Below are 24,271 nucleotides of genomic sequence, written 5' to 3'. Positions count from 1 at the left end.
GCATTCTCTTTTTCAAAAAAACAGCTTCAATGCTTCCTCCTTCATGAACTGTTCTATGAATACTTGGCATAATTTAGTTGGTTAAAACTTTCATAGCGTAAAGAGCTAGCCGTCTCTTCTGCGATTTTTTCAAAGCCTAGTTTCTCCAGCAAGGCGATACTGCCACTATTTTCTTCGTGCACATCCCCTTGAAGTCGCTCAATCTGCAGTTGCGTGAGGGCATAACCACTCAAAAAGCCGACACAGTCAAACGCAATTCCCCGCCTTTGATAATTGGGACTCACGGCATAGCCAATTCGACAAATCCCACTATCTTCTGAAATTGACAAACTAACGTTGCCCACTAACTTATTTTCTGACTTCAGAATAATCCCATACTTGCCCAGTGGTTGAGATAGGTGCCATTTAACCATCATCGATAAACTCTCTTCTAAGTTTTGATGCGCTGGATAATCATATTTCAGCGCTTCGTCATTTGCAGTCAACTCATGATAGTCTACCAAGTCGGCAATAGTGATTGGTCTTAAATAAAATTTTGGCAGCTCAAATTTCTGATTGCGAGCAAGTTGAATCAAGTTTTGCTGATATAAAGTCGCCATTGCTGTTCCTCCTCAGTTTTTCTTGATACAAAAATCATACCATGGACTCCTACATGAATCGCTTCTTCTGTTCTCTTTCCTTTTGAAATGCCCTTTTGCATTTCCCGCTATCTCCCTTCCTAAAAAGCAAGATACAACAAAGAAAAAGATAAGATTTTCCATATTTTTTTATTGATCGTTGTGATAGACTAAGGCTTGCTTGAAAGAACTTTGAAATTTTACATAAAAGGAAGATAAATAGATGCGTGATTTAACAAAAGGTACTCCTGCTAAACTGATTTTCCTCTTTACGATTCCATTGCTGGTCGGTAATATTTTCCAACAATTTTACAATATGGTGGACATGATCATCGTCGGTCAAACCCTAGGGAAAGGTGCCTTGGCTGCAGTGGGCTCTACTGGTAGTATCACCTTTTTAATCATTGGCTTTGCTCAAGGACTTAGTGCAGGGCTTTCGATTATCACAGCGCAACGTTTTGGAGCAAAAGAATACCGTCGAGTAAAACGCAGCTTTGCCGTCAGTGTCATGATTAGTCTGGCCGTGACAGTGATTCTAACTGCTCTGAGCCTGATTTTCATCGATCCGCTCCTGCATTTGATGCAAACGCCTGCTGATATCTACCAACAAGCAAAAGAATTCATCTCGATCATCTTAGGCGGAATGGTTGCCTCTATGGCTTTCAACCTGCTTTCCAATATGATCCGAGCATTAGGAGATAGCCGTACCCCTTTACTTTTTTTAATCTTTGCGGTCATTATCAATGTTGTATTAGATCTAGTTTTCATTATCAACTTTAATATGGGCGTTGCCGGTGCTGCATGGGCAACGATTATTGCGCAATTGGCTTCTTCAATTATGTGTTATATTTACATTTTGAAAAAGATCCCGTTATTACAGCTGAAAAAACGTGATTTTTATGTCCGCAAAGAGGAATATCGTGTGCATTTGAATGCTGGTCTTCCTATGGCTTTTCAGTCTTCCATCATCGCAATTGGAACGGTGATTTTACAAGCAGCCCTCAATAGCTTGGGAACTGACGTAGTTGCTGCACAAGCCGCAGCAGGGCGAATTGACCAATTTGCCACCCAACCAATGATGTCCTTTGGCGTAACGATGGCGACCTTCACTGGTCAAAATTTTGGTGCCAAAAAATACCGCAGAATCTTAATTGGTGTAAAACAGTGTTTAATGATGAGTATTGGTTTCTCCATTCTAGCGGGAATTGCTGTAATTTTCTTTGGACAAAATTTCGTGGCTCTATTTGTAGCGCGAAGTGAGACAAATGTATTTGAGCTGGCTCAAGTCTATTTCAATGCCAATGCCAGCATGTACTGGATTTTAGCTATCTTATTTATCCTGCGCTATACCCTTCAAGGTCTGGGACAAGCAAAAATCCCGACTATCGCTGGGATCATGGAATTGTTTATGCGCTCTTTTGCAGCAATTTTTCTGACTCGACTTTTTGGCTACCACGGGGCCGTGTTAGCTTCTCCATTGGCTTGGGCCGGTTCTGTAGCGGTCTTAGTCTACTCCTATTTGAAAGCCATTAAGGAATTGCGCCGCCTGGCAGAAGCACAAGAGCAAGAAGAGCTGCCTCTGAACTAGCAACTGACACTTTCTCTGCCTCCAAAGCTTGCGCAGTATTATTGCAAGCTTTGGAGGCTTTTTTTATATGTCTTCTGTGGGAAACGGTCACCACTTTGCTGCAATCCTAAGCCGAAACAGCTGTTCTAATAAAAAAAGAGGTGCACTTGGCTCCTCTTCTACGATTGCTATTCATCTGCTTCATTGTCTAAGAAAGTTTCCATCTCTACTACTTGGCGATAGGAATTGATGGCTGTGATACCAACGACTTTATCAATGTTGATGGAAAAACATATGCCATTGCCCGGCTTGTCGATTTTGATGCCCCGACTGATCGCATTCATCACCTCAGCGGTTAATGAATCTGGCACCAGTGTCAAGACAATATCTTTTTCCGGATCAATTTCCAAACCAAAAAATTTGGCCTTTTCATGGGCTCCGGTTCCGCGACCATGTATGATGGTACCACCGTTTGCACCAGCTTCTTTGGAATACTCAATAACATCTTCGCCGATCCCCCGATCCACGATTGTAACAATCATCTCTAAATTCAATGCAACTGGTTTATCCATTTTTATCCTCCACTTCCTGCAAGCGATTCTTTTCTTTTTGATCTCGTTCGGCTTTACGCTTGTATAAATAGCCCAATGCTAAGGTAGATAAGATTGGTGTCAAGGCAATCAATGCGACGACACCAAATCCGTCAATCAACGGGCTGCGGCCTTCGATTTGAGCGGCGATAGCCACAGCCATTGACAAAATGAAGGTTGAGCACATTGGTCCTGTAGCCACCCCGCCGTTATCAAAAGCCATCGCCAAAAACATATTATCGACTTTTCGACCAAGGATAAAAACCAATACATATCCGGGAATCAGGAAATAGTAGAGGCTGAACCCTGCCAACAGGCGCCACATCGACAGCGCCACTGCAACACCGATTCCCACTGAAACGACTGCCAATAACACTCTTCTCTTCACCGCACCGCCGCTTTCTTCTTCCACCTGTTTGACCATTACATGAATGGCTGGTTCCGCAAAACCCACTAAAAAGCCCATTAAAAAGCCCAGGGGAATCAAAATGTAATTATTTTCCAGTTTGGCCAGCTCGGTCCCTAAATGCTGCCCCACAGGTACATAGGCGATGTTGACCCCATGAAGAAACAAGATCAAACCAATTGTCGTAATCAAAAAGCCAATCATAATTTCACCGAATCGTTTAGGTTTCAAGTGGAAACTTGTAAAATTCAAAATCACAAACAAGAGGACGATTGGTGCAATAGCCATTAAAACTTCAGTAAACTGGATGTCGATTCCAGTAAAAATCTGTTTGAGAAGGTTCACTTAAAGATCACCCCCAAAATCATGACTGCCAAAACCGGACCCAGCGAAGAGACTCCTACCATGCCAAAACTGTCACTGTCCCCTTTGCCCTGGTGAATCATACTGGTGACCCCACTAGCTAGGGCTAAAATGAATGGAACCGTTACAGGTCCTGTCGTCACTCCTCCGGCATCAAAGGCAATGGGCATAAATTCTGGACTGGTAAAAAAGGACATTGCAAATACCAGAAAATAGCCGATGAGCATCATTTTGTAATAAGACAATCGAAAGACGGTCCGTAACAAAGCAAACGCCAGAAAGATCCCGGTACCGACAGAAACGACACCAATCAATAAGAGCTTCGTAATGGCACCATCAGAAATATCACGTACCTGACTTGCCAACACTTGAACGGAAGGCTCGGCAATCGTGATTCCAATTCCAATGGCAAAGCCCAAGCTCAACATAATCGCCAGGCTGCGCTTTTTAATCATATACTCCCCTACTAATGAACCTACCCGTAGCATGGAGTAATCGGCACCAAACAAAAACAGGGCCATTCCAATCATCATGATAGCTGCGCCGACAATAAATGTGATCAAGTCATCTTTGGGCAAAGGCGCGTAAATCAATGTAAGCACTACGATCAAGACTGTCATCGGCAAAATTGCAACAATGACCTCTTGAAAACTTTTCTTCATAGAATTCCTCCTCATATCTTGATTGATCATAGCCAATTGCACTTTCAAGCTTTCGGCCATCAGTGGCTTTTTTCTAAAACGCGGTGAATAGTTCAATTCATCCCCTCATCTTTAGAAAACTACAACGCATGGTATCTATGATCGATTCTGATTGATTACTTCCGAAAGCGCTATATTTAGTGTACCCTAAAAAATGACAAGACGCCAACCTGTTTTATTCAGTTTCTCATGGATCTGTGCTACTATTGGTCGGGAAATGAGGGAATTGATATGAAACATAAAAAACCATTATTCTTCCTTTTGCTGCTTTTGAGTTTTTTAGGAGTCTTATTCCTGGAAAAAGGCGTTTGGGCACCGACTGAAGGCCGTGCTGAGGGAAGTGCTGGCGAAAATTCGCTGTTCTCTGAAAAAGGGCAAGATTTCTGGATTTTAACAGATGTCCACTTTCTAGCACCGGAACTCCATGATGATGGCAAAGCTTTTTCCTTTATCAAAGGAACCGCTGCCGGCAAAGATTTGGATTATCAGGAAGAAAGCTTGGAGGCCTTCTTAGCTCAAGCACTTGCCAAAAAACCGGCTGCTGTGATTATTACCGGGGATCTCACTTTAAATGGAGAAAAAATCAGTGCGGAAAAGCTAGCCGAGATCTTGGCGCCTTTAAAGAAAGCCGGCATCAAACTCTATTGTATTCCTGGGAATCATGATATACACGACGGTTGGGCCCGTAAGTTTTCTGGCGACACACAAGAACGAACTGCACAGATCAGCCCAACAGACTTTAAAAAGATTTTTCCTCAAAGCTATGAAGATGCGCTTTCCACAGCTCCTGAAGACCTTAGCTACAGCTTATCAATTAACCGCTACTATCGTTTTGTGATGCTGGATAGTAATATTTATACTCGCGATGATAGCACCGCTCAACCTGTTACCCGAGGCGAATTGAAAGAGAGCACCCTGACCTGGCTGAAAGAGCAATTGGAAGAAGCAAAAAAGAATAAGCAACGCACCATTGTATTCATTCACCACAACTTGCTGACCCATAATCCGCTAGTAAACAAAGGCTATGTTCTTGATAATGCCGCCACAGTAAAAAAACTTTTAAAAACCTATGAGGTGCCAGTTGTGCTTTCCGGCCATATCCATGCTCAAGATATTATGGAAGAAGCTGGTCTAACGGAAATCGTAACCAGTTCTTACGCGATAATCAATCATGGCTACGGGGTCTTGCGTCTTACTCCAAAGCAGATTACTTACAAGCGGCAGACAATCAGTGTCTCTGATTGGGCCGTAAAAAAAATCGCGGAAGTCGGTGGCGCCAGCTCCCCATTAACCACCCATGATGCCTATCTAAAAGACTCATTTTTAAAAGACGGTGTCCGAATGGTTTATCAGGATTTGATGGACAAAGGGATTTATGACCAGAAAATCATTGATCCCGTGGCTGATTTGGTAGCCCAAGTCAATTTGGATTACTTTAGCGGCAACGATCAATTAACCAACCAACAAACCGCTGACATCAAAGCCAAAGACAGTTATAAAGCATTGGCAAAGAACTCCGAATTTTTAAAAGACTATGTTGACTTTGCCCTTCAAGATCACAATTTGCCAGATCAATTCTGGCAAAAAGATTTCACTGACTGACCGTGTGTGCTAAAGCTAAATGACTCTAGCTTTCATGAATATGGACTTTCTGTGAAAGGCTACGTTTTTTTATTCAGAAGTTTCCTGGTGTTTCTTGTAAAGGAAGACATCTCTTATAGTCCTAAAAAAAGCACCATCTGCTCCCTACTTCATCAAGTAGGAACAGATGGCGCTTTTCAATTTATTTGGTTTTGAGATTAGTCAAGAATCGTTACTTTGACTTGTCGTCGCCCCCAGGCTTCACATTGTGCATAGGTTGGGAAGTGAACATCGATGATATTGCCTTGAATGGCACCACCGGTATCCACGGCATATGCTTCACCGTAGCCTTCAACATACAGATGAGTCCCTAGAGGAATAACGCTTGGATCCACTGCGACTGCCATCGGGTTTTCTAAAAGATTTTGGCCGGTTGCGGTATAACTCCCGCCACCAAGGGCATCTGCTGGATCAGAGCTATAGGCTGTAGCTTCCATATACATCGTAGTTCCAGCGTAACTATTTTGATCACCAGCCGTGTCAGTTACAGTTTCTTGTGTTGCAGTTTGCGCTGCCGGTTCTTGGTTAGTTTCTGATGAAGCTTCTGTGTCAGCTTGGGTTGTTTTAACAGAAGCGGTAGACTTGTCATCGGTATTGATCAGTAAAACCTCGCCATCGTAAATCAAGTCTTTATTTACGATATCATTGTCTTCAGCGATTTTATCGATATACGCTTCTGATCCAAAGTATTTAACTGAAAGACCCCACAACGAGTCCGAGGATGTCACTACGTGTTCGATTTCTGCAGCATCTGCTTTCCCACCAAAGGCCACGATTCCTGCTACTACCGCGGAACCAAATAAGAATGTTTTTACCAGTTTCATAGATTCGTCTCCTTTAAGTTGCAATGTGTCTTATTGACGTAGACAATCATAGCAACTTTGAAGCTACGGATGGTAACAACTGGATAACAGAATGTTTCAGTCTCGTGAGATTGTTACAAAATAACCGTATTTTAAGTTTTAGCTGTTATGTAAACAGCTAGCAAGCGGACGAGACAACTTTAAATTTTCTGACAATCGTAATATGACAAAAATATTACGAGCTCAAACCATAAGATTTGATTAATTTGGATCTAAAAACGCGATTGTGACAGTCGCAAGATTACATAATCCTGTACTTTGTAACCTGGCGTTAAACTAATACATCTGCAACCGCTTTCTTATAAATAACAAAAAATAGATACAGATTAACAAAAGCCAGCTCGTAAAAAATCATCACATCCTTGCTAATCCGCATGGAAAAATACGTCTTGCATCTGGAAATGATTGCAATCAGATGAACTGAATCGTGTTTGTTCTGTATCGTAAGTGACAGCCTATTTATTATAGATTTTGGGACCTTTACGCATATTCTTACGGTCGTTTTTCGGAGTTTCCATTTTTTTTGAGCGACCGCCACCCTGCTTTTTCTCAATTAGTTCCTTCATCTTCGCTTTGGCATCTTTTCCTGTACTCATTATTTCACCTCATAATTTTCGCTTGGCCTTTCAGCTCTGTTCTTCCCTCAGACACAACTCGTTTATCATACCCGATGCCTTACTATTCAGCAAGTCTATTTTCAATAGGTACCTCTTTTTATAAGGAAAAAAATGACTCATTTGTGAAATTTTCTTGGATTTCAGTAGGTTTCTTTCGAAAGTTTAGCGTTTTTTCATGAAAAAACTATCTTTTATTATGAAAATTCTGCTTTAAAAGGACGGTTTATTGTGTTAGGCTGAACGGTGGTTTTTGTTATTATTCAGATCATAAATATCAGCAGTCTTATAGGATCTGGATTTCAGAACTGCATTTGTCTACTATTTTATAGAAGGAGAATCAAAAATGAGTACGAATACGAAACAACTGCGCTGGACCAACATCGGTATCATCGCCTTCAGTATGGTCTGGGGCTTGGGGAATGTCGTCAACAACTATGCACAACAAGGCCTATCTGTTGTCACTTCCTGGGTAATCATCTTAGTCTTATACTTCATCCCTTATGCACTGATTGTGGGCCAATTGGGTTCCACTTTTAAAAACAGCAATGGCGGCGTTAGCTCCTGGGTAGAAAATACGACGACTAAAAAGCTGGCCTTCTTCGCTGCTTGGACTTACTGGGTAGTCCATATTCCTTATCTGGCGCAAAAACCTCAAGGAATTCTGATTGCTTTAGGCTGGGCAGTCAAAGGCGACGGTACGCTTGTTTCTTCCTTACCAATCACTACCGTTGCGCTGTTGAGCTTGGCGATTTTCTTAGTTTTCTTGTACCTTTCAACAAAAGGTCTGTCCACACTGAAAATTATCGGTGGTCTGGCAGGAACGGCAATGTTTGTAATGTCCATTTTGTTTATCCTATTGGCAATTGGTGCACCTGCCATTAACTCTGGGGTCACCTTTGCAACACCACACATGGACAAACTGAGCAGCTATATCCCTAAATTTGACTTTACCTACTTTACAACGATTTCTATGTTGGTCTTTGCAGTAGGTGGTGCTGAAAAAATTTCACCATACGTTAACCAAACTAAAAACCCCGCAAAAGAATTTCCAAAAGGAATGATCTTATTAGCTGCCATGGTGGGAATCAGTGCGATTTTGGGTTCCATTGCGATGGGTATGCTGTTTGCCAGCAACAATATTCCTGAAGACTTGATGGCCAATGGTGCTTACACCGCTTTCCAAAAACTGGGCCAATACTACGGCGTCGGCAACAGCTTAATGATTGTCTATGCTCTGACAAATACTATCGGCCAAATCTCAGCACTGGCCTTTTCTATTGATGCGCCATTGCAGATCCTTTTGGCAGATGCTGATCCAGCTTATATTCCACAATGGCTGCGTCAACGGACCGACAAAGGCATTTTGAAAAATGGCTACCTGCTGACAGGAATCTTAGTCAGCACTTTGATTTTGCTGCCTGTACTGGGTATCGGTAACATGAACGAATTGGTAAAATGGATGACTAATTTGAACTCTGTCGTTATGCCATTACGCTATCTGTGGGTATTCTTTGCCTTCATGATGCTCAATAAAGCGCGAAATCAGTTCGACTCAGAGTATAAATTTGTGAAAAACCCTAAAATCGGTTTTGCTGTCGGCTTGTGGTGCTTCTTGTTCACTGCCTTCGCCTGTCTTTTAGGGATTGTACCAAAAATGGAATTTGATTTAAGCTCAAAAGCTTGGTGGTTCCAAATGATTTCTAACATTTTGACGCCAATCGTGCTAATTCTTTTGGGTGCTTTGCTACCAGTTATCGCTAAACGTAACAATCATCCGAAACAAAGTAACGAAACAACCATTTAATCTCTTTAACAAGTACTATCAAAAAAGCAGGTCCTAATAGTTTGTTTTTGATGCCATGACGTTTTCGTTCATCAAAAGAGCAAACTATCCGGTCTGCTTTTTTGTTTTCATGGGGTAATTTATTTCAGTTCATTCTGCGATTTGTCACGCTTCTTCGATTCTCAGCTTTGTCAATCCGGGCGCAATTTGCTAGTATGGAGTTGTTCAGAAAAAGCAGTTTTATTAAAGGAAGGAATCTGATTTCATGCACATACAAAAATCAAAAGTTGCTATTATTGGTAGCGGACTGGTGGGCTCTTCAACAGCCTTCAGCCTTATCACTCAAGGGGTTTGCGACGAAGTACTGATGATCGATCTCAATCACGAAAAAGCGTTGGGCGAGGTGCGAGATCTGAAAAACTCCATCAAATATCTGGATCGCAATGTCAAAGTGACTGCTGGTGGCTACGAGGACTGTGGCGATGCAGATATCGTCGTCATCACAGCTGGTGCTCCTCCAAAACCTGGTCAAACTCGCTTAGATACTCTCGATATCAGTGCCAAGATTGCCAAGTCCATCGTGGACCCGGTGATGGCGTCTGGTTTTGATGGCATTTTCATAGTAGTCTCCAATCCGGTAGATATGTTGGCTTACCTGGTCTACAAATTATCGGGTCTGCCAAAAAACCAAGTGTTAGGCACCGGTACCTCTATCGATTCGGCCCGTCTGCAAAATTTCTTAGCGGATCTCGTCGATGTAGACCCCCGCAGTGTTTACGGCTATGCCATGGGTGAACATGGCGATTCACTGATGGTGCCGTGGTCCACTGTCACTATTGCCGGCAAGTCTTTCCAAGATGTGATTACTGATAACCCAGAACTAGTAGGTGATATCGACTTGGATGAGCTGGTGTTGAAAACTACTCGCGAAGGCTGGGAGATCTTTAACCGTAAAGGTACTACCTATTACGGCATCGCTTCTGCCTGTGTGGGGATTATCAAAGCCATTCTTTACAATGAAAACTCCATCATTCCCGTCTCTACTCTTTTAGAAGGTGAGTATGGGGAAGCTGATATTTTCGCCGGTGTTCCAGCGATTTTGAACCGTAACGGTGTCACTGATATCCTTGAAATCCATTTGACAGAAGAAGAAAAAGATAAGTTTGCCTCTTCTGCAGCTGTGATCCGCGAAAATACTGGTAAAATTCTAGGGTATATTGCAGACTAAGCTGAAGATCACCCCATCTTTTATCTGACCCCAAAACCGTGGCCCTCTTCAATTATTAATCTGAAGAAATGGCCACGGCTTTTATGTATCTGAAAGCTTTTCTTGGTCAAAAGGTTCGGAAGAGATTATGATATACTAAAATAAAAAAAGTACGGAGGGTTCTTATGACCAACTCACTGATTCATCAAATCAAAACTGCGGGCAAACGGGAACCTGCTGACCTCGTTATAAAAAACGGACAAGTGGTCAACGTCTTTACTCGCCGAATTACAACAGCTGATATCGCAGTCACAGACGGAATGATTGTCGGATTTGGCGCTTATGAAGGGAAAAAAGTTTTTGATGCCGCCGGTCAATTTGTGGTCCCTGGATTAATCGATGGGCATGTCCATATTGAGAGTTCACTGTTACCGCCTCATGAATTTGCTAAAGTCTCCTTGTTGCACGGGGTCACAACCGTAGTTACCGATCCCCATGAAATTGCCAATGTCGCAGGAGTCACGGGGATTCAATACATGATTGATGACGCTCAAAAGGTACCTATGAACATTTTTACCATGCTCCCTTCCAGTGTTCCTGTCACGGCCTTTGAGACTAGTGGCGCCTCCCTTGCCGCAGAAGACCTTGTTTCCTTCATGGCGGACGAGCACGTCTTGGGCCTCGCTGAAGTCATGAATTACCAAGCAGTTGCCCATACTGAAAAAGAAATCATCGACAAGATTGTCGGTATAAAGGCCGCTGGTGGCGTCGTTGATGGTCACGCAGCAGGAATTTCCCCCGATGAATTAGCCGTTTATGCGACTGCCGGGATTCGCACCGATCACGAGGCGGTAAATTTGGACGAGGCCTTAGCCCGACTAGAACTGGGCTTTTATCTGATGATTCGTGAAGGAACCGTTGCAAAAGACTTACACGCGCTGCTGCCTGTAGTGAATGAGACGACTGCACGGCGCTGTCTCTTTGTGACAGATGACAAGCTGATTGATGATTTGTTAGAAGAAGGTTCCATCGACCACTGTCTCCGATTGGCGATCAAGCAGGGACTTGATCCTTTATTAGCTATCCAAATGGCAACTCTAAACGCGGCAGAGTGCTTTGAGCTAAGAACAATTGGTGCCATCGCTCCTGGCTATCAAGCAGATTTCTTTTTGACTGATGATTTAACAACGCTTGCCGCCACCGATGTTTTCGTCAAAGGGCAGCAAGTAGTCGCAGAGGGCCAATTGCAAGAGCAGCTTTTCCCAACAGCTAGCAGTAATCCATATTTGAAAAAACTCCCTTCGATGAATGCATTGCCGCTGACAAAAGATAGTTTCTCACTCCCGTTGAAAAGTACACAGGTCAAAGTGATTGAGATTATTCCCAACTCACTGATTACGAACCAGCTGATTGAAACCGTCACCCTTGAGAAGGGCAGCTTCTCCCCTTCCATTAAAGAGGATTTGCTGAAGATTGCTGTCGTTGAACGGCATCGTCAGACAGGAAATATCGGTCTGGGGATTGTCAAAGGCTTTCAACTGCAACATGGGGCGCTAGCGACGAGCGTCTCCCATGATTCTCACAACATCGTAGTCGTAGGTACCAATGATTCAGATATGCTTTTTGCTGTTGAACGGCTATTGCAGACAGGAGGCGGCATGATTGCAGTCAAAGATCAAAAAGAACTCGCCTGTCTCCCCCTCGCAATTGGCGGCTTAATGTCTCAACTCGGGTATCAAGAAACTTTCGAAAGCTTGAAAAGGCTGAATGCAGCTGCCGAAAAACTGGGTGCAAATCCTCACTTCGATCCTTATTTGACCTTGTCTTTCTTAACGCTGTCAGTAATTCCTGAACTGAAGCTCACAGACATGGGCCTCTTTACCTTCAGCACTTTTTCATTAACTTCTGTAGAAGCCTGATTCTTTCGCCTTTAGGCTATTCACATAAGTGCTGTTTTATAAAAAAAGCTTGAGCGGTCTATGAATGACGCACTAACAACCAGACGTTTCGTCTAGTCGCTAGTGAGTCATGATAGACGTACTCAAGCTTTTTTATTTTGTTTTATTGATGAGGCGGAGAGTTATTTTTCCAATAATGCTACTGCCTCCACATGATAAGTCTGAGGAAACAGATCCACCGGCTGGATTTTTTTAGTAGTATAGCCTTGTTCACCAAACAGTTTCAAATCTCTTGCCAAAGTGGCAGGGTTGCAAGAGACATAAACGATTCGTTTTGGAGCCACGGTTACTGCCGCTTCGATGAAACGAGCGTCCAATCCTTTTCTTGGCGGATCCACGAAAATCACATCTGGTTTCAGACCTTCTCTAGCCCATTGGGTCATGACTTTTTCGGCTTTTCCCACAAGGTAAGTCGTGTTTTTGATGCCGTTGATTTCTGCATTGATCTTCGCATCGGCAACCGCTTCAGGAATGGATTCGACGCCGTAAACATGATCTACTCGATCTGCTACTGACAAGCCGATGGTGCCGATACCAGAATAAGCATCGATTACTACATCTTCTGGCTTCAATTGGGCAAAATCAAACGCGGTTTCGTACAAAACTTCTGCTTGTTGCGTATTCACCTGATAAAATGAAGGGGCTGAAATACGGAATGTTTTTCCCAGCAAACGATCTTCAATGTAGCCTTTGCCGTAAAGCACGACTTCTTGGTTCCCCAAAATCACGTTGGTGCGTTCTTCGTTGATGTTTTGGATTACGGAAACAACTTCCGGCAATTCTTCAGCAATAACGCTGGCGATTGTTTCGCCTTTGAAGAATTTCGCTTTACGGGTCACGAGAACCACCATCATTTCATGGCTGTAATGTCCGCGGCGAATAACGATATGTCGCAGGAATCCTTCATGAGCGGTCTCGTTATACGCTTTGACACCAAAGCGTTCTAAGATTTCCCGAACTTTTATGATTGCTTTATCAATGACTTCATCTTGAATGTAAAAATCATCAATCGGAATCATATCATGGCTGTTTTTCCGGTAAAAACCGGTAGCCAACTTCCCATCAATCTTACGCACGGGAATCTGAGCCTTGTTGCGGTAGTGCTCAGGCTTAGCCATGCCGATAGCCGGCAGAACCGGAACATCTGGCATACCAGCGATTTTGCGCATGTTGTTGGCGACTTGTTCTTGTTTGAAAAGCAACTGACTTTCATATTGCAAATGGCTTAACGGTGCAATCCCTGTTCGCAGCAGATCTTCATTGGCGGTTTCTACTCGAGCTGAACTCTTTTCTTCGTAGCTGAGTACTTTGGCAAAGCCGAATTTGTTGCCTACCTTCAATACTTTGATTTTAACGACTTCTTGTGGCAGCGCATTTTCAATAAACAACAGGTAATTGTCGACTTTGGCAATCCCCATTCCTTCATGGGATAAATCGGTCACAGTAACCGTTAATTCTTGATTTTTCTTCACTGGGTATTCTTTCACATTGATCCCTCGACTTTCTTCGTACATCATACGGGAAACCACTCCCGGTTACAACCTTTTTCAGAGCCTCTTAAAGCAATCACAGCTTTCCGCTACCTTTACTCCGAAAAATCTTAGAACTCACACAAAAAAGGTGAAACCAAAGTGGTGATTTCACCTTCATTTCCTGATTTGTTTGCGTATCATTGTGATTACTATTGCTTCGGAGATTGTTTATCATCAGCAATTTTGCCATCGCCATCCAAATCCTCTTGAGACAGGTGCTCAACTTCCTGGATAAATTCCTTACTGACAATATCAAAGTCTTTGTCTGCTTCATCCATGCCTACCACTGCTTCGTCTGGTATATCATCCAGGTTGGCATACATTTCGATATGCTGATGAAGATTGGTAAAGGTCATTGGCGCATCACCACCATACTCCCCATCCAGATTGATCATCAGCCGATCCTCCGTTTTAGGAACAACTTCTAATTTTGAGGTCTTTGTATACAACAAACGAGGATCTTTGATGTGTTTTCCACCGTTCATCATGAGGGCTACCAGGTGTACGATTTCAAAAACATTGGCCGTTTTCACAACAATCAGTGAAAATTTTCCGTCATCCAGTTTAGCATCCGGAGCAATTTGCTCGAAGCCGCCTACTGAGTTGGTTAGACCCAGGAAAAACATGGAGGCATTGCCTTCATAGACCCCTTCATCATAGACTAACTTCATAGGAATCGGTTTGACCCGCGGCAATAATTCGGCCCCTTTGGCTAAATACGCAAGATAACCAAAGACACTTTTCAGCTCTGAAGGGACATCATACGTCAACTCCGTCAAATGCCCCCCCGCCGCAATATTAATAAAATAGTCGTGATCTGTCTTACCAATATCCATTTTGACCGTCTGTTTTTTCAAGATGACCTCGGCTGCGGCTTTGACATTGTTACGAGGAACTTTTAAAGCCCGGGCGTAGTCATTGGTTGTCCCGGCCGGAATAATCGCCATCTTCGGTCGTTTTTCCAACGGGGCAATACCGTTGACAACTTCATTGATCGTACCGTCTCCTCCGGCAGCAACAATCAAGTCAAATCCTGCTAGACCGGCACGGCGCGCTTCCTTAACGGCGGAATTTGGTTCTGGTGTTGTCGCATACGCGCTGGTTTCAAAGCCGGCACGCTCCAAAACATCCAAAATATCTGCCAGATTTTGTTTCATGATCTCTTTTCCGGAGGTGGGATTGTAAATAACACGGGCTCGCTTCATCAAGACCGCTCCTTTCCAGGTGATTTCAGAAGGCACGCAAATGACAGTCCAGCTTTTTCACCGAGACTTTTTCGTGTCTATTCATTTCATGGGCTTATGGTGCAGTCGCCGTTCTCCTAAATTTTAGCATAACACAACGGTCTGTGCCAATCGCGGCACAGACCGTTTCTACAAGATCCTCTTAATTTGAGGATGCATTCTTTTTTTAGCGTTTGGCCAATTCTTCTTGCAACAGCTTATTGACAACCCCCGGATTGGCTTTTCCTTTAGTGGCTTTCATGATTTGGCCAACTAAGAACCCGACAGCCCGGTCTTTCCCGTTTTTGAAGTCTTCCACGGATTGCGCATTGTTGTCAAGAACCTCATTGATGATTGGTAACAGTTGTGCTGGATCAGAAAGTTGTACCAACCCTTTTTTCTCAACGACTGCTTTTGCATCGCCACCGTTTTCAATCAATTCTTTGAAGACTGTTTTGGCAATCTTGGAACTGATGGTTCCGTCTGAAATCAATGTGATCATCCCTGCCAGGTTTTCAGGTGTCAGCTTGGTTTCTCCCAGTTCCAGTTTTTCACTATTGAGATAAGCGGAGACTTCACCCATCAACCAGTTGGAGGCTTGTTTGGCATCTGCTCCGGCGGATAACGTTTCTTCAAAGAAATCAGACATTTCTTTGGTCAACGTCAAGACTTTCGCATCATATTCAGGCAATCCCATTTCTTCAACATAGCGTAGGCGCCGAGAAGCTGGCAGCTCAGGCAATGTTGCTTTCACTCGCTGAATCCATTCGTCATCAATGACAAAACGAGGAATATCCGGTTCAGGGAAGTAGCGATAATCGCTTGAGCCTTCTTTGACACGCATTAAGATTGTCTTATTTGTCGTTTCATCAAAACGGCGAGTTTCTTGTTGGATTTCCCCACCAGACAACAAGACTTTGGCTTGACGTTTTTCTTCAAAAGCCAGCCCTTTGCGAACAAAGCTCATGGAGTTCAGGTTTTTCAATTCCGTTTTGGTCCCGAATTCTTCTTGCCCATAGGGACGCAAAGAAATATTGGCATCACAACGCATGGAGCCTTCTTCCATCTTGACATCAGAAACCTCAGTAAACTGAATGATTGAACGCAAGGCTTCCAGATACGCATAAGCTTCTTCAGGAGAACGCATATCCGCTTCTGATACGATTTCGATCAAAGGCGTGCCTTGACGGTTCAAGTCGACATAGGAATAGCCGCCGATCCCGTGCATATTTTTACCGGCATCTTCTTCCAAGTGAACCCGTTCAATACGAATCTTTTTCTTCTTGCCCTCTACTTCAATCTCAATCCATCCATCATGGCCAATCGGCTGATCAAATTGTGAGATTTGATAGGCTTTGGGATTGTCAGGATAGAAGTAATTTTTTCGGTCAAAATGCGTATCGTGGGAAATTTCGCAATTCAATGCCAGAGCTGCCTTCATTCCAAATTCGATAGCTGCTTTGTTCATAACTGGCAGAACCCCAGGGTATCCCCAGTCGATGACGTTGGTGTTACTGTTTGGTTCTGCACCAAAGTGAGCCGGCGCCGGTGAAAAGATTTTAGAGTTGGTTTTTAATTCCACGTGGACTTCCAGCCCGATGACTGTTTCAAAGTTCATTAGTCGTTCCCCCCTAAAATCACTGGTTTTTTCGTATGGAAATCAGTCGCCTGTTCAAAGGCATACGCTGCTTTATACATTGTTGCTTCATCAAAGGCTTTTCCGATAACTTGTAAGCCTACTGGTAGACCTTCAGAAAAACCAGCCGGAATACTCATCCCAGGCAGGCCGGCTAAGTTTACCGGAATTGTCAGGATATCACTCATATACATAGTAATCGGATCATTGATATTTTCTCCGATACCAAATGCTACTGTTGGTGAAGCCGGGCCAATGATTAGATCATAGTCATGGAAAACTTTTTCAAAATCTTGTTTAATCAATGTCCGAACTTGGCCAGCTTTTTTGAAATAAGCATCGTAATAGCCAGCACTCAACGAGAAAGTTCCCAACATGATGCGTCGTTTTACTTCATCGCCAAAACCTTCGCTACGAGAATTAACATACACATCTTCTAAATTTTTCACATCTTCAGAACGATAGCCATAACGGATGCCGTCAAAGCGTTGCAGATTTGAGCTGGCTTCAGAAGAGGCAATAATATAGTAAACCGCCACACCGTATTTTGAATGAGGCAAGCTGACTTCTTCGACTGTTGCTCCCAGCGCCCGGAAAGTGTCGGCGGCTTTCAAAATAGCTTCACGAACCCCTGCTTGTACTCCTTCGCCTAGATATTCTGTAGGCAAACCGATTTTCATGCCTTTGATATCTCCGGTTAATCCTTCAGTAAAGTCTGGCACAGAGATACCTGATGAGGTGCCGTCTTTTTCATCATAGCCTGCGATAGCATTTAAAGTCAGGGCATTGTCTTTTACGGTACGCGTCATCGGTCCGATTTGATCCAATGAAGAGGCAAAGGCAATCAAGCCAAAGCGGGAAACACGACCATATGTCGGCTTCATGCCTACAATCCCATTAAACGCAGCGGGCTGACGAATTGAACCACCCGTGTCAGAACCCAATGATACTGGGACTTGTCCTGCTGCCACAGCAGCTGCTGAGCCACCAGATGAACCGCCGGGAACTTTGGTCTGATCCCAGGCGTTTTTAGTTTTCTTAAAATAGGAAGTTTCGGTAGACCCCCCCATAGCAAATTCATCCATGTTTAGTTTTCCGACTGGGACAAAATCCGCACCATACACTTTTTCCATGACGGTAGCATCGTAGATTGGGTCAAAATTGTACAAGATTTTGGAAGCAGCTGTCGTGAGAATATCTTTGGTCACGATATTGTCTTTGATCCCAATAGGAATCCCTGCCAGCGGATTAGTTTCTGTGATTCCTTTTTCATCCAGCGCTTTTGCCAGTTGCAGTGCTTTTTCATCAGCAAGCGTAATAAAAGCGTTCACTTGTTCGTCAGTCTCTTGAATCCGATCGATGGTTGCTTGTGTCAAATCGACAGCTGTGATTTCTTTGGATACCAAAAGATTGTGCAGTTCTTCGATTGTTTTGTCATATAATTTCGTCATTAGGCGCCCGCCTCCCCGTTATCGATGATTGCCGGCACTTTGATAAAGCCGTCTTCTTTTTCGGGAACATTTCTCATCAATTCGTCTCTGTTCATACCCGCTTGGGCCCGGTCAGGACGCATCACGTTAACGGTTTCCACCACGTTTGAAGTAAAAGGAACACCCGCTGTGTCCACTTCTTCCAACAATTCCACCATATCGATAATTTTCCCTAATTGATCGGTAAAATCCTGTAATTCGTCGTCGGAAAACTTGAGCTTCGCAAGTTTTGCAACGTGTTTGACTTGTTCTTCAGTAATTGCCATAATTTCCCCGCTTTCTGTGCAAAGAGCGCACGAATCCTCACGAACATCAAATGTTCTCACTGAAACAAACAATGCTCCTTTGAAAGTTGATTGTTGCCAATCGTAGGCTTTGTCTATAAAGGGGTCTGTTCCAGTCTTTCTCCTTATAATGAAATAACTTTCGCAATATTTCAAGGATTAATTTCAGCTTAATTGAAAATATAAGAGATGATTTCCTTTTGTCTGGCTTTGCGAGAGACAAATGCCTGCGGTCCTTCCACTGACAGAATCTGAACTTCTACTTGCCCGCTGACACCATCAAAAATTGACTCTACTTGCTTACCGATATATTGAGTAAAGCTGGTGACTTCTGTCTTGGTATAGTACTTGGAATCCACTTTGATCGTTAGTGTTTGTAGCTGATCATCTGCATAATAACCGGTAGCAGTCACCCCCGTCAGGTTCGGGAAAAAGTTTTGAATCGAATTTCTGAAACTGGTGAATTTATTGGCGACACCATCGCGAGTCGCCGCATTGTCACCGCCTCCGATAATTGGCAGCGAGACGTATTCTTCATTGACCTGATCAAACTGATCAATTGTTGTGGCGCCATCTTTAGCTACTGCTGTATAGATGTATTTCCCACCGGCGATATCATCTTTTGCTGCCTGTTCAAACAAACTGACAACGATAGGAATTTTTTCCAGACCCTTTGTTTTACGCATTCTAGTCAATACAGCATTCACGGATTTACGAGCATTAGCCATAATTTCTTCTCTGGAAACGTTGGTGGCAATTTCACTGTCACCATCTTGACGATAGTAAACCGAATTAAAGGCAAAGCCCAAGCTGATGCCACCTAAAGTTTTCCCATCTTCTTCAAGAAAATCGTGTTCCAAAATCTGTTGTAAAATCAAAGGCTGCGCCGTATCAGCTGGATTCAATCCCTGATTATTGTCATCGGAATTACGAGCTAGCCAACTGGTGAGTGTGTCGTAGTCCAGCTGTTGTCCTTCTTGGAAGAAGTATTTATCTGGTGAAAAGGTTTGATGAGACAGTCGCAGCAACCCGTTTTCAAAGTTTCCTTGATTGTAACCACTGTTTAAGCTAGCAACGGCCTCTCGAGCAGCGCTTGTTTCATAATGTCCATCCGGCATAATTGCCTGATAAACGGAGTTGTCCACCCGACCAGTGGTGATACTACCGCTTTCCGTCTTTTCGCCTTCGTCTACCTTAGAGATTCCCATCTCCAAATTTCCGCAGGCACTCAAACTCAACAAACAAAGACCCAACGCCAGCATTTTTTTAGTTTTCATCGGTTGTGTTGCTCCCTTCTATTGCTGTTACCATCTGAGCTTCATCCCAAATCTCGACACCCAGATTTTGCGCTTTGGTCAATTTACTGCCGGCTTCTTCACCGGCAACAACGATATCGGTTTTCTTGGAAACACTGCCAGTGACTTTGCCACCAAGGCCTTCGATACGTTCTTTGGCTTCTTCTCTGGTAAAGTGGGTCAATTTGCCGGTCAAAACGATGGTCTTCCCGGAAAAAGGTGATTCTATTTGAGCGACATCTTGAAGACGGGGCCCTTTATAGATCATATTGACGCCGGCGGTTTTTAATTCCGCAATCAGCTCATGAACCTCGTGATTGGCAAAATAAGTCACCACGCTGTCGGCAATAATCTCACCCATGGTATCCAACGCGATAATTGCGTCTTTTTCTGCGTGAGCCAACTGTTCCATCTCGCCAAAGTTTTCTGCCAAAATCTTAGCAGCTTTGGCTCCCACATGACGAATCCCCAAACCAAAGAGCAGCCGTTCCAGCGAGTTTTCCCGACTGGCATCGATGGCCCGCAGCAAATTGTCCGCCGATTTTTCTTTGATCTTATCTAATGTCAGAAGTTGCGCTTCCGTAAGCTGGTACAAATCTGCGACGTCCTTTACCAACTTTTTGTCGTACATTTGATTTAGTACTCGTGGGCCCAAGCCATCGATATTCATCGCATTTCGAGAGACAAAATGGGCTAGCCCTTCTTTCAGCTGAGCTGGACACTTGGGATTGATGCATCGTAAGGCAACTTCATCATCCAAATGAACCAGCTCACTCTCACATTCAGGACAATGACTTGGCGCGTGGTAAGGCGTGCTGTCCGCAGGTCGTTCTTCCAAAACTACTTGGGCAACCTCGGGAATGATATCCCCTGCTTTATATAAGACAACGGTATCATTGAGGCGAATGTCCTTGGCTTCAATATAATCCATGTTGTGGAGACTGGCGCGGCTGACAGTTGAACCAGCGATAAATACCGGCGTCATTACCGCAGTAGGCGTTACCACACCGGTACGTCCCACGGTCCACTCGATCGTTTCTAATTTGGTATGGGCTTCCTCTGGAGGAAACTTATATGCCGCAGCCCATCGCGGTGCTTTCACGGTAAAGCCCAACTCATCTTGCTGATGGAAATCATTGACCTTAATAACAACCCCGTCAATCTCGTAAGGCAATTGAATCCGCTTTTCGTGATACTCTTGGATGTATTCCCAAATCTCAGCGACGGTTTGACAGACACGGCGTTCCGGATTGGTATGAAACCCTATTCGGTCCAACTCTGCCAGTGCGCGGCTCTGACTGTCTGCTTCCAATGGCCCAAAATCTGCCACCGTATACAAGAAAGTATCCAAATTTCGTTTCGCAGTCACCCCTGTATCCAACTGGCGCAAGCTACCGGCGGCGGCATTACGGGGATTTGCAAAGACCCCTTGGCCCGCCTCTTCTCTTTCATTGTTCAACCTTACAAAGGAAGCTTTTGGCATGAAACATTCGCCCCGGACTTCAATCGTCAAAGGCTCTGCCAAACGCATCGGAATTGAACGAACCGTCTTTAGGTTTTCAGTGATATTTTCCCCGACGGTCCCGTCACCACGCGTGGCGCCTTGGACAAAAAAACCGTCTTGGTATTTTAACGAAATAGATAACCCATCGATTTTCAATTCACAAACATAGCTCACCTGATCGCCCAACGCTCGTTTAACACGCTCATCAAAAGCTTCGATTTCGCTGCGAGTAAAGACATCATTTAGGCTGTATAGCGGTACATCGTGGACGACTTTTTCAAACCCTTTGAGAACCATCCCCCCGACTCTTTGGGTAGGAGAGTCAGGAGTGATTAATTCAGGATGCGCTGCTTCCAATGCCGTCAGTTCCCCGTAGAGCTTATCGTAAACATAATCTTCTACAGTAGGCTGATCCTGCACATAGTATTCATAAGCATAGCGGTTCAACTGCTGCTGCAGCTGAGAAACCCGCTCTTTAATAGTCTGCTCTTTTTCTTCAGTCAAAACCCGCCACCCTTTCTAGATTTTTTCAATCGGCGCAAAAGCCGCTAACAATCGTTTGATTCCCTGAGAAGGAAAGGCCACGTCTAATTCAACATCTTTTGAGCTGCCTCCTATACGAACCACTGTTCCTTGGCCCCACTTTTTATGTTGAACCTTATCACCGACTTGCCAGTTTTCACCTGCTGCAGCTGTTTCTTGTTTACTGGAAACGCCTCGTGTGGCGGCTTGTTTATACTCCGCTTTAAAAGTCTTTGGTGAAAAGGTGCCGCTGCCCCCTGAAGCTCCTGTGGAACTACCAAATCCCGTGGGTGCAGCATTGCCTTTGTTGGCCAGCAATTCTTCTTCAATCTCTTTGACAAAGCGTGAAGGACGATTGTATTGGGTCTTCCCGTAAAGTGTGCGGGATAGGGCATTGGTTAAAAAAAGCTCCTCTTCAGCCCGGGTAATCCCTACATAAGCCAAGCGCCGTTCTTCTTCAAGCTCATTTTCTTCCATCAGCGCTCGAGATAAAGGAAAGACGCCTTCTTCCAATCCGACTAAAAAGACTACCGGAAATTCCAATCCTTTCGCCGCATGAAGAGTCATCAGTGTGACCTCGCTGGCTTCTTCTTCGTAGCTGTCTACATCAGAAATCAATGCCAAATCGTTCAAAAAGATTGTCAGCTTATCTTCAGCAGATTCGGTCTCGTCTTCTTGAGTCGCCGCAAAAGTCTTATCAAACTCTTGTGTGACAGAAATAAACTCTTCCAAGTTTTCCAAGCGGTTTTGAGACTCCAACGTATTTTGCCGCTTGAGATCTTCTTCATAGCCAGACTTCGCTAATACTTCTTTCGTCAGCTCCGTTACTGTCAAATAAGGAATCATCTGGTTAAAACCATCAATGAGATCACCAAATTCCGCAAGCTCTTTTGCCGCTTTCCCACTCAGAGGCGACAAAGCGACATTTAGGGACGCTTCCAATAGTGAAAGATCATGGGTATCGGCAAACTCCCGCAGACGTTCAAGCGAGGTCTGACCGATGCCGCGTTTGGGGGTATTGACGATTCGGGCAAAGCTCAGCGAGTCGGCAGGATTGGCAATTACTTGCAGATAAGCCAGAATATCTTTGATTTCTTTGCGATCGTAGAACTTGTGGCCCCCCACCATTTTGTAAGGGATATTGGCTTTTAGCAGCGTTTCTTCCACCACACGAGATTGGGCGTTAGTGCGATAGAGCACCGCAAAGTCGCCATATTTACGTTTTTTCTCCCGTTGTTGTTTTTGAATTTCAGAAACGATGAAACGCCCTTCATCTCGCTCGCTATCGCCACGATAATAAGTGATTTTTTCACCGTCGTTGTTTTCCGTCCACAGATTTTTAGCTTTACGGTTGGTATTGTTAGCAATCACCTGGTTTGCCGCAGCTAGAATCGTTTTAGTCGAACGATAATTTTGTTCCAATAAGATCGTCTGGGCATCGGGATAATCCTTTTCAAAGTCTAGGATATTTTGCATATCGGCGCCACGCCAACCATAAATACTTTGATCGGCATCCCCCACTACACACAAATTACGGAACTTAGCTGCCAACATATTCACTAATGTGTATTGGGCATGGTTGGTATCTTGGTATTCATCTACATGGATATAATGGAATTTACGCTGATAATAATTTAGAATTTCTTCATTGTCTTTAAACAAGCGAATCGTGATCATAATCAAATCGTCAAAATCCATACATTGGTTGCGTCGCAGTTCCTTTTGATACAAGTCGTAACATTTGGCCACCAACTGTTCAAAAAAACTGCCCTGCATAGCGGCATAGTCTTCTGGGGTCAAAAGCTCATTTTTAGCATTGGAAATTGCCCCGAGCATCGAGCGAGGATCGTATTTTTTGGGATCGATATTCAATTCTTTTACGACTCGTTTCATCAATGTCAGCTGTTCGGAGCTGTCAATAATCGTAAAATTACGTGAGTAGCCAATATGATCCACGTCTCGCCGCAGGATTCGCACACACATGGAATGAAACGTCGAGATCCAGACATCCTCTCCGCCGGCGCCCAACAAACTGCTAACCCGCTCTTTCATTTCTCGCGCCGCTTTATTGGTAAATGTGATTGCCAAAATATTCCATGGGTTGACCTCTTTTTCTTCAATCAAATAAGCGATTCGATGGGTCAAGACACGGGTCTTACCACTGCCGGCGCCGGCCATGATCAAAAGAGGCCCTTCTGTTGCCTGGACGGCCTCCGCCTGTTTGGGATTCATCCCTTTTAGAAATACATTGGCTGTCATCAAAAACTTCCTTTCATTTACAAACAGTCGCTGCCCTTAAGCAGTCGTCTGTTTTTCAATCCCTTCAATTATAGCATTACCCCCTTATTGATAAAACGGCTAGCCCCTAAAAGTTAATAAAAAATTGACTGAAAATCTTTTTGAAATTCCCAATCCCACTTGTCAACTGAAAAGAAACGGACTACATTAATAGAAAAGCTTATAAAAAGGATG

19 protein-coding genes are annotated in these 24,271 nt (G+C 43.9%); 5 read left to right on the top strand and 14 right to left on the bottom strand.

Annotation, left to right across the window (positions count from 1 at the left end; all coding sequences use genetic code 11):
- Positions 1–53: 53 nt before the first annotated feature.
- Positions 54–599: a GNAT family N-acetyltransferase gene (locus tag ACOMA8_RS06550; RefSeq protein ID WP_421369457.1), complete on the bottom strand. Its 546-nt coding sequence runs from the start codon at positions 597–599 to the stop codon at positions 54–56.
- 241 nt (positions 600–840) lie between these two features.
- On the opposite strand from ACOMA8_RS06550, the gene ACOMA8_RS06545 reads away from it, so the two are divergent.
- Positions 841–2,205 carry an MATE family efflux transporter gene (locus tag ACOMA8_RS06545; protein ID WP_161900599.1) on the top strand — a complete coding sequence of 455 codons (1,365 nt, stop codon included), beginning with the start codon at positions 841–843 and terminating at the stop codon, positions 2,203–2,205.
- Positions 2,206–2,372: 167 nt separating this feature from the next.
- On the opposite strand, the gene ACOMA8_RS06540 is transcribed toward ACOMA8_RS06545, so the two are convergent.
- The 3 genes from ACOMA8_RS06540 to ACOMA8_RS06530 are packed head-to-tail and all read right to left on the bottom strand — an operon-like array spanning position 2,373 to position 4,205.
- Positions 2,373–2,756, bottom strand: a complete 384-nt coding sequence (locus tag ACOMA8_RS06540) for a P-II family nitrogen regulator (protein WP_161900600.1) — start codon at positions 2,754–2,756, stop codon at positions 2,373–2,375.
- A complete protein-coding gene (locus tag ACOMA8_RS06535) occupies positions 2,749–3,468 on the bottom strand; it encodes a DUF1538 domain-containing protein (RefSeq protein ID WP_421369525.1) in 720 nt (239 codons plus the stop codon). Before ACOMA8_RS06535 ends, ACOMA8_RS06540 begins: the two co-directional genes overlap by 8 nt.
- Positions 3,469–3,521: 53 nt before the next feature.
- The gene (locus ACOMA8_RS06530; protein WP_161900602.1) at positions 3,522–4,205 is read right to left on the bottom strand and encodes a DUF1538 domain-containing protein; all 684 of its coding nucleotides are present in this window, start codon (positions 4,203–4,205) and stop codon (positions 3,522–3,524) included.
- Between the two features lie 270 nt (positions 4,206–4,475).
- Here ACOMA8_RS06530 and ACOMA8_RS06525 point away from each other — a divergent pair, with 270 nt between their 5' ends.
- The gene (locus ACOMA8_RS06525; RefSeq protein ID WP_421369455.1) at positions 4,476–5,846 is read left to right on the top strand and encodes a metallophosphoesterase family protein; all 1,371 of its coding nucleotides are present in this window, start codon (positions 4,476–4,478) and stop codon (positions 5,844–5,846) included.
- Positions 5,847–6,043: 197 nt separating this feature from the next.
- On the opposite strand, the gene ACOMA8_RS06520 is transcribed toward ACOMA8_RS06525, so the two are convergent.
- Positions 6,044–6,709 carry a 3D domain-containing protein gene (locus ACOMA8_RS06520; protein WP_421369453.1) on the bottom strand — a complete coding sequence of 222 codons (666 nt, stop codon included), beginning with the start codon at positions 6,707–6,709 and terminating at the stop codon, positions 6,044–6,046.
- A 494-nt stretch (positions 6,710–7,203) separates the two neighbouring features.
- Positions 7,204–7,344, bottom strand: coding sequence for a hypothetical protein (locus ACOMA8_RS06515; protein WP_202622236.1), 141 nt, complete (start codon positions 7,342–7,344; stop codon positions 7,204–7,206).
- Positions 7,345–7,708: 364 nt separating this feature from the next.
- Between ACOMA8_RS06515 and ACOMA8_RS06510 the strand changes: the two genes are divergently transcribed.
- From ACOMA8_RS06510 to ade, 3 genes are all read left to right on the top strand, one after another.
- A complete protein-coding gene (locus tag ACOMA8_RS06510) occupies positions 7,709–9,169 on the top strand; it encodes an amino acid permease (protein ID WP_421369451.1) in 1,461 nt (486 codons plus the stop codon).
- 244 nt (positions 9,170–9,413) lie between these two features.
- Positions 9,414–10,376, top strand: coding sequence for an L-lactate dehydrogenase (locus tag ACOMA8_RS06505; protein WP_161900606.1), 963 nt, complete (start codon positions 9,414–9,416; stop codon positions 10,374–10,376).
- A 164-nt stretch (positions 10,377–10,540) separates the two neighbouring features.
- Positions 10,541–12,274, top strand: coding sequence for an adenine deaminase (gene ade / locus ACOMA8_RS06500; RefSeq protein ID WP_421369449.1), 1,734 nt, complete (start codon positions 10,541–10,543; stop codon positions 12,272–12,274).
- Positions 12,275–12,435: 161 nt separating this feature from the next.
- Here the strand turns inward: ade and rlmD are convergent, their stop codons facing one another.
- From rlmD to pcrA, 8 genes are all read right to left on the bottom strand, one after another.
- The gene (gene rlmD / locus ACOMA8_RS06495; protein ID WP_421369523.1) at positions 12,436–13,800 is read right to left on the bottom strand and encodes a 23S rRNA (uracil(1939)-C(5))-methyltransferase RlmD; all 1,365 of its coding nucleotides are present in this window, start codon (positions 13,798–13,800) and stop codon (positions 12,436–12,438) included.
- A 194-nt stretch (positions 13,801–13,994) separates the two neighbouring features.
- Entirely contained in the window at positions 13,995–15,050 is a 1,056-nt protein-coding gene (locus tag ACOMA8_RS06490) for a diacylglycerol kinase (protein ID WP_421369447.1), read from the bottom strand.
- A gap of 205 nt (positions 15,051–15,255) precedes the next feature.
- Positions 15,256–16,686: an Asp-tRNA(Asn)/Glu-tRNA(Gln) amidotransferase subunit GatB gene (gene gatB, locus ACOMA8_RS06485; RefSeq protein ID WP_161900630.1), complete on the bottom strand. Its 1,431-nt coding sequence runs from the start codon at positions 16,684–16,686 to the stop codon at positions 15,256–15,258.
- A complete protein-coding gene (gatA, locus tag ACOMA8_RS06480; RefSeq protein WP_421369445.1) occupies positions 16,686–18,155 on the bottom strand; it encodes an Asp-tRNA(Asn)/Glu-tRNA(Gln) amidotransferase subunit GatA in 1,470 nt (489 codons plus the stop codon). The genes gatB and gatA overlap by 1 nt, the downstream gene beginning before the upstream one ends.
- Positions 18,155–18,460 (bottom strand): Asp-tRNA(Asn)/Glu-tRNA(Gln) amidotransferase subunit GatC, encoded by a 306-nt coding sequence (gene gatC / locus ACOMA8_RS06475; protein WP_161900632.1) that lies wholly within the window; start codon positions 18,458–18,460, stop codon positions 18,155–18,157. Before gatC ends, gatA begins: the two co-directional genes overlap by 1 nt.
- Positions 18,461–18,648: 188 nt before the next feature.
- The gene (locus tag ACOMA8_RS06470; protein WP_421369443.1) at positions 18,649–19,755 is read right to left on the bottom strand and encodes a CamS family sex pheromone protein; all 1,107 of its coding nucleotides are present in this window, start codon (positions 19,753–19,755) and stop codon (positions 18,649–18,651) included.
- Complete coding sequence (gene ligA / locus ACOMA8_RS06465; RefSeq protein ID WP_421369441.1) at positions 19,745–21,781, bottom strand: NAD-dependent DNA ligase LigA; 2,037 nt, start codon at positions 21,779–21,781, stop codon at positions 19,745–19,747. Before ligA ends, ACOMA8_RS06470 begins: the two co-directional genes overlap by 11 nt.
- 15 nt (positions 21,782–21,796) lie before the next feature.
- A complete protein-coding gene (pcrA, locus tag ACOMA8_RS06460; protein ID WP_421369439.1) occupies positions 21,797–24,058 on the bottom strand; it encodes a DNA helicase PcrA in 2,262 nt (753 codons plus the stop codon).
- Positions 24,059–24,271 lie beyond the last annotated feature (213 nt).

The sequence above is a fragment of the Enterococcus infantis genome (genome assembly GCF_049166715.1).
Classification (GTDB): Bacteria; Bacillota; Bacilli; order Lactobacillales; family Enterococcaceae; genus Enterococcus_C; species Enterococcus_C leclercqii.
The sequence above is the reverse complement of the archived record's forward strand: the minus strand, read 5'-3'. Positions and strand labels throughout refer to the sequence as shown.